The organism is Streptomyces spiramenti (assembly GCF_012034385.1).
Classification (GTDB): domain Bacteria; phylum Actinomycetota; class Actinomycetes; order Streptomycetales; family Streptomycetaceae; genus Streptomyces; species Streptomyces spiramenti.
Window position 1 is genome coordinate 1 of record NZ_JAAVJB010000279.1, and the last position, 5,608, is coordinate 5,608.

Below are 5,608 nucleotides of genomic sequence, written 5' to 3' on the forward strand. Positions count from 1 at the left end.
GCTCCCGGCAGGGCCTGCGGCGCCAGGGCCGGGCTGTGCCCGAAGGACTCGTCGGCCCCGGGCACCGCCGGACCCGCCGGGTCAGCCCTCGGCCGTGAGCCGCCGGACCGCCGACACCAGCCGGTCCACGTGCTCCACCGGCGTGCCGGCGCCGAAGCTGGCCCGCACCGCCTGCACCGGCGAGTCGTCACATCCCCCGGCGTCCGGGCCGGGCACCGCCGCGTCGCCCTCCGCGAGGAGGCTCCGCAGCAGCGGGTGGGCACAGAACAACCCGGCACGCACCCCGATGCCGAACTCGTCCGACAGCCGCCGCGCGAACTCGGCGCTGTCCCGGCCCTCCACCACGAACGACACCACCGCCACCCGCTCCGCGTCCGGACCGAACAGCGACAGCTCCCGGACCGCGGGAACCGTCGACAGCCCGTCCCGCAGCCGCCGCAGCAGCGCCTGCTCGTGCGCGGTCACCGCCGCGTACCCGACCTCGGACAGTGCCCGGCACGCCGCCGCCAGCGCGTGCACCCCGACCACGTTGGGCGAGCCCGCCTCGTGTCGGGCCGGGCCCCGCTGCCACACCGGCACCAGCCCGTCGACCGCGCCACCGTCCACCCGCAGCGAGGCGCCGCCGCCCGCCAGGTACGGCTCGGCCTCGTCCAGCCAGTCGGCACGCCCCGCCAGCACCCCCGCACCGAAGGGCGCGTAGACCTTGTGTCCGGAGAACGCCACCCAGTCGACGCCCAGTTCCGTGACGTCCACCGCGCGGTGCGGCACCAGCTGCGCCGCGTCCAGCACGGTGCGGGCGGCGTACTCCCGCGCCACCTCGGCGAGTTCGGCGACCGGCCACAGCTCGCCTGTGACATTGGACGCCCCGGTCACGCACAGCAGGGCCGGCCGGCCGACGGGCAGCTCACGCAGCGCCGCTGCGGCGACCGCCACCGCGTCCGCGGGGGAGGCCGGGGCGGGCAGCGTCACCACGCGGTGGCCGTGGTGCTCCCAGGGAAGCAGCGCCGCGTGGTGCTCGGTCTCGAAGACCAGCACCGTGCAGTCGGCCGGCAGCGCCGCCGCCAGCAGGTTCAGGGAATCGGTCGTCGACCGGGTGAAGACCACCTGGTCGTCGGGACGGCAGCCGAGGAACTCGGCCACGGTCCGCCGGTCCCGCTCGAACAGGTCGGTGGAGAGCCGGGAGAGGTGGCCGGCGCCGCGGTGCACGCTGCCGTACAGCGGCAGGTAGTCGGCGACCTCCTCCCACACGGCCCGCGCCGCGGGCGCGCTGGCCGCCAGGTCCAGCGCGGCGTAGGGGACGTCCCCGCCGCCGGTCAACGGCGCCCGGACGTCGTCCCCGAGCACCGCGAGCGGCGGCGGGGGACAGGCCGGAGGGACGTCCGCGGCCGGCGTGGCGGCAGCGGCGGGGGTGCGGGGGGCGGCGGGGGCGGTGAGGCTGGGCATGACGTTTCTCCCGTGATCGCGGGGCGAGGGCGAGGACTACCGGCCGCGCGGCGCCCGGACCCTCCCGCTCGGGAGGAAGGGCGCACGACGCGCTGCGGACGACCGCCGGACCACCGGCGTCCACGCCCCCGGGGCCGACGCGTGCCCGGCGGGGCCGTCGGCGCAGCGGACGGCCCGGCCCGGGACGCGGGCGGGAGAAGTGGAACGAGGGGAGGGCTCCCGGCGAACCGGGGATCCGGGACGGGCGTCCTAACGCATTCGCTGGATCATGTGAACTCCTCGGCGACCGTGCTTGCCGTGAACCGGTGCTGTTCACGACCTGGTCATCACCCGGGGCACCCCGCCACGGTGGAGGGTTGCCGGACAGCCGGCCGGGGCCTTCGTCGCTGTCGCTCGTGACCTGGCAGGCACGGTACCGCAGCCCCGCCCGGCGGTCTCGTGGCACTCCGTCATGTCCCACATGCTGAGACCTGGGTGTCCGGCCCGGCCCCCTCCGTCACTGTCCGCCCCGCCGACGGGCCTCCACCCCACGCCCCGACCCCCCGACCCACTGCCTCCCCGACCCACTGCCTCCCCGGCCATTCCGCCCGTGTCGGCACCGTCGTCGGCACCCCGCCGGTCGCCCCCTTCACGGGCCCGGCCGCGGTGACGGACGAGGGCGCGGCAGCCCGGCGGGACGGCCGCGCCCCTGACCGCCACCCGATACGTCGCCGAGCGGCGTGCCACGGCCGCCGGCACCCCGCCGCTCGGTCAGAAGCCGTGCGGCAACCACGGGGCGACGTCCCAGCCGAACGCCGTCGTCGCCCTCGCCAGTGCCCCCGCCCGCAGCTCGCGCACCCGGCCGGCACGCGCCAGTCCCGTCAGCGAGGTGCCACCGAGGTAGGCGGCGCCCACCTCGCGCACCGACAGCGCCAGGTCGGCCGCGTCGGTGGTCCGCTCGCACACCGCCCCGTCCCGGTCGCCCGAGAGCCGCCAACGCCCCTCGTTCCAGGGGCAGAACGGGTCGGTGACCTCCAGCACCACGTCCACCGGCGCCGCGTAGCGGCGGGCGGCGAGCGCCGCTCCCAGTTCCACCGGCCGCAGGTACAGGTTGTCCCGCAGCTGGACAGCGCACCCCCGGATGTCGTCGACCTCGTACTGCCAGGCGTCGTCGACCGGCCGGTCGTAGAAGCTGACCCGGGACGTGAGGTCGATCGAGAAGAGGAACCGCCACAGCGCCAGCTCCGTCGCGCCGTCGTCCGCCGCGAGCGACCGCACCCGTACCGTCCCGGTGCCGTCGGCCTCCGAGACGCCGTACCGGGCGTAGCCGACCGCGGCACCGTCCCGCTCCGCCACCACGCACAGCTGCCCCACGGAACCCGCGCCGACGCCGCCCACCACCGTCTCCAGCCGCTCCCACCCCGGCAGTCGCTCCAGCATCCCGGGGCGCCGCTCCACCTGCCGCGCGTAGACCTTCTCGGTCTCCGGGAGCGCCGCCACGGAATCCACCAGCCGCAGCCGGACACCGTCCGCCCCCGGCGCGGCCGGCTCGGCCAGCCGGACTCGGCGGGTGTCGATGTCCGCGCGGATGCGGCCCGTCGCCGCGCCGTACCCGAAGCGCCCGTAGATGGCCGCCTCCGACGCCGTGAGCGCCGCCAGCGGCTCACCCGCTTCGCGGACCTGCTCCAGGTGGCGACGGATCATCGTGGTCAGCAGTCCACGCCGCCGGTGCGTCGGCAGCACACCCACCATGGTCAGCCCCGCCGTCGGCACCACGGCGCCGCCCGGTACCGCCATCCGGAAGGAGAACGCCGACAACGTCCCCACGACCTGGCCGTCGTCCCAGGCCCCCAGGGAACGTTTGTGCTCCGTCAGGCTGCGCCACAGCGCGCGCTGCTCGCCCAGCTCCACCTCGCCCGCGAAGGCGGTGTTCAGACACCGGTACCACTGTTCCCAGTCAGCCGGGTCCAGCTCTTTCAACTCTGTCGTCATGGGCCTATGGCTACCAGTGGGCCACCGGGCCCGCCAGCGGTTTTCCACCCGCACCGCCCCTAAGCCGCCGCAATGCGGACGGGCCGGGAATCGACGTGGTCAGTCGGGCTGGCTAGAGTCCAGAGCCATGGCAGGTCGAGGTTCGTCCCCCTCGGGGTTCCGCAGGTCGCGCACGCACAAGGCGATGCACCGGGCCCGTACTCTGCTACGCCGTTCGGCGGTCGACTACTTCCGCGGCGGCGGCTCGGACTGGGCACCGCTGGTGGTGCTGCTGCTGTCGGTACCGCTGCTGGCCGCGGTCACCCTCCGCTGGCCCGAGTGGTGCCCCCCGGAGAGCCTGGTGCTGCCGCTGATCGCCGGCGGGATGGTGCTCCGCCCGGCGAGCCTGCTGGGCCTGTACGGCGCCACCGCCGTGGCACTGGTTGCGGAGACGGCCATGCTCGACCACGGTCCGCGCGGCGAGGAGCCCGTCACCCCGGGCACGGTCCTCGTGGTGGGCGCGGTGGCGCTCTCCGCGTTGCTGATCGCCCAGTTCCGCAGCCGCGTGGGCGTCCCCTGGCGGCGCGGCTCCACCATGCTCTTCGATCTGCGGGAACGTATCCGCGCGCAGAGCGCATTGCCGCCGCTGCCCCGCGGCTGGCACCGGGAGATGTCGCTGCGGCCGGCGGGCGGGCAGTCCTTCTCGGGCGACTTCGTGGTCGCCGCCCGCACCGGCGAGGGCGGCCGGACGCTGGAGGCGGTCCTCACCGACGTCTCCGGGAAGGGCATGGACGCCGCGTCGCGGTCGCTGCTGCTCTCCGGCGCCTTCGGCGGGCTCCTCGGCTCGCTGCCGCCGCGGGACTTCCTCCCGGCGGCCAACGGCTACCTGCTGCGGCAGGAGTGGGACGAGGGCTTCGCCACCTCCGTCTACCTGGTCCTCGACCTCGACACCGGCGACTACCAGCTCTTCTCGGCGGGGCACCTCCCCGGGGTGCAGCTCGACGCCGAGGGCGGGCAGTGGAGCCGGGTCGCGGCCGAGGGGCCGCTGCTCGGTGTCTGGGCCGGCGCCGAGTTCGAGCCCGTCCGCGGCCACCTCGGTCCGGGCGACGTCCTGATGCTCTTCACCGACGGTCTGGTGGAGCGTTCCGGCCGGGACCTCGACGACGGCGTCGACCGGCTCACGGGGGAGGCGGAGCGGTACATCCCCACCGGGTTCCGGGGGGCCGCCTGGCACCTCATCGAGTCCCTGGCCAAGGACGTCAACGACGACCGGGCGCTGCTGCTGATCTGCCGGGGCTGAGCACGGCCCGTCGGCACCTGCGCGTCGCGACCCGTGCATCGGCGCGTGGAGCCGGCCCCGGGACGCGCCCCCCCCGACTGGCGGTGACGGGGTGTGTCGGGCCGGTCACTCGTGAGGTGGATTCGCCGTCGGCTGCCCCCGGCGGGCCGCCACGCCGCGCCGGCCTGCGGCGACGGGAGGCGCGGGCCCGGTCTGCGACGTCCGCCGATCGGCGGGGCGACCCCCTCCCGGCGGATGCGGTGCCGGGCGGGCTGACGTTGGCTCAGGACCATGTCATCCGTGATGCGACGTCAGCAGCCCGCCGCCCACCGTGCCGCACGGTTGGCCGGTTCGGTCCTCACCGGTGCCGTGCTCCTCGGCACCGTCCCCGCCGTAGCCGCGCCACCGGCGGCGGCCCACGGGGACCACGGGGTGCGGGCCCCGACCGGGCCCGCCGCACCCGGCGGGGCACCGCCGGGCGAGTGGCGGACCCCGGACGCCGAGGACCCCTGGGAGGAACTCCCCTTCGAGGACGCGCCGCCCGATACCGTGCCGGCCGAGGACGCTCCCGCAGCCCCGGACGGCGGGCCGGGGGCGCTGGCGGACGCCGTCGCGGAGCTCGCCGCACGGGCCGAGTCGGCGGTCGTCCGCGCGGGCCGGATGCCGTTCGCGCCACCCTGGACCGTCCTCGCTGCCGACGCTGTCCCCGCTGCCGACGCTGTCCCCGCCGCCGACGCGGTCCCCGCCGCCGACGCGGTCCCCGGCTCCGCCGAGGGCGGCGCCGGAGCGCACGGCCCCGAGCCCGACACGCTCCCGAACCGGACGGACAGCACCGCGCGGGACACCCGGCGCGGCGAGTCCGCTCCGGCCGCCGACCGCCCCGCGGACCGGAGCGGTCGCACCGGGCCCCCGGACGCGAGCGGGCCCGGGTACGAC

General features: G+C 76.5%; 3 protein-coding genes, 1 pseudogene and 1 riboswitch. Of the genes and pseudogenes, 2 read left to right on the forward strand and 2 right to left on the reverse strand.

What is annotated here, in order from left to right; genetic code table 11:
• Nucleotides 1-81: 81 nt before the first annotated feature.
• Nucleotides 82-1,443 carry an aminotransferase class V-fold PLP-dependent enzyme gene (locus HCJ92_RS21520; protein WP_167935273.1) on the reverse strand — a complete coding sequence of 454 codons (1,362 nt, stop codon included), beginning with the start codon at nucleotides 1,441-1,443 and terminating at the stop codon, nucleotides 82-84.
• 283 nt (nucleotides 1,444-1,726) lie between these two features.
• A riboswitch (SAM riboswitch) is annotated at nucleotides 1,727-1,844 on the reverse strand.
• 349 nt (nucleotides 1,845-2,193) lie between these two features.
• Nucleotides 2,194-3,414: a GNAT family N-acetyltransferase gene (locus tag HCJ92_RS21525; RefSeq protein WP_167935274.1), complete on the reverse strand. Its 1,221-nt coding sequence runs from the start codon at nucleotides 3,412-3,414 to the stop codon at nucleotides 2,194-2,196.
• 127 nt (nucleotides 3,415-3,541) lie between these two features.
• Here HCJ92_RS21525 and HCJ92_RS21530 point away from each other — a divergent pair, with 127 nt between their 5' ends.
• Nucleotides 3,542-4,693 (forward strand): PP2C family protein-serine/threonine phosphatase, encoded by a 1,152-nt coding sequence (locus HCJ92_RS21530; protein WP_167935275.1) that lies wholly within the window; start codon nucleotides 3,542-3,544, stop codon nucleotides 4,691-4,693.
• Nucleotides 4,694-4,972: 279 nt separating this feature from the next.
• Nucleotides 4,973-5,608: pseudogene (locus HCJ92_RS21535) on the forward strand (hypothetical protein); the annotation flags it as partial.

Excerpts from the sequence above, each read along its gene's own strand:
- HCJ92_RS21520 (WP_167935273.1), bottom strand. The coding sequence starts at position 1,443 with ATGCCCAGCCTCACCGCCCCCGCCGCCCCCCGCACCCCCGCCGCTGCC.
- HCJ92_RS21525 (WP_167935274.1), bottom strand. The coding sequence starts at position 3,414 with ATGACGACAGAGTTGAAAGAGCTGGACCCGGCTGACTGGGAACAGTGG.
- HCJ92_RS21530 (WP_167935275.1), top strand. The coding sequence starts at position 3,542 with ATGGCAGGTCGAGGTTCGTCCCCCTCGGGGTTCCGCAGGTCGCGCACG.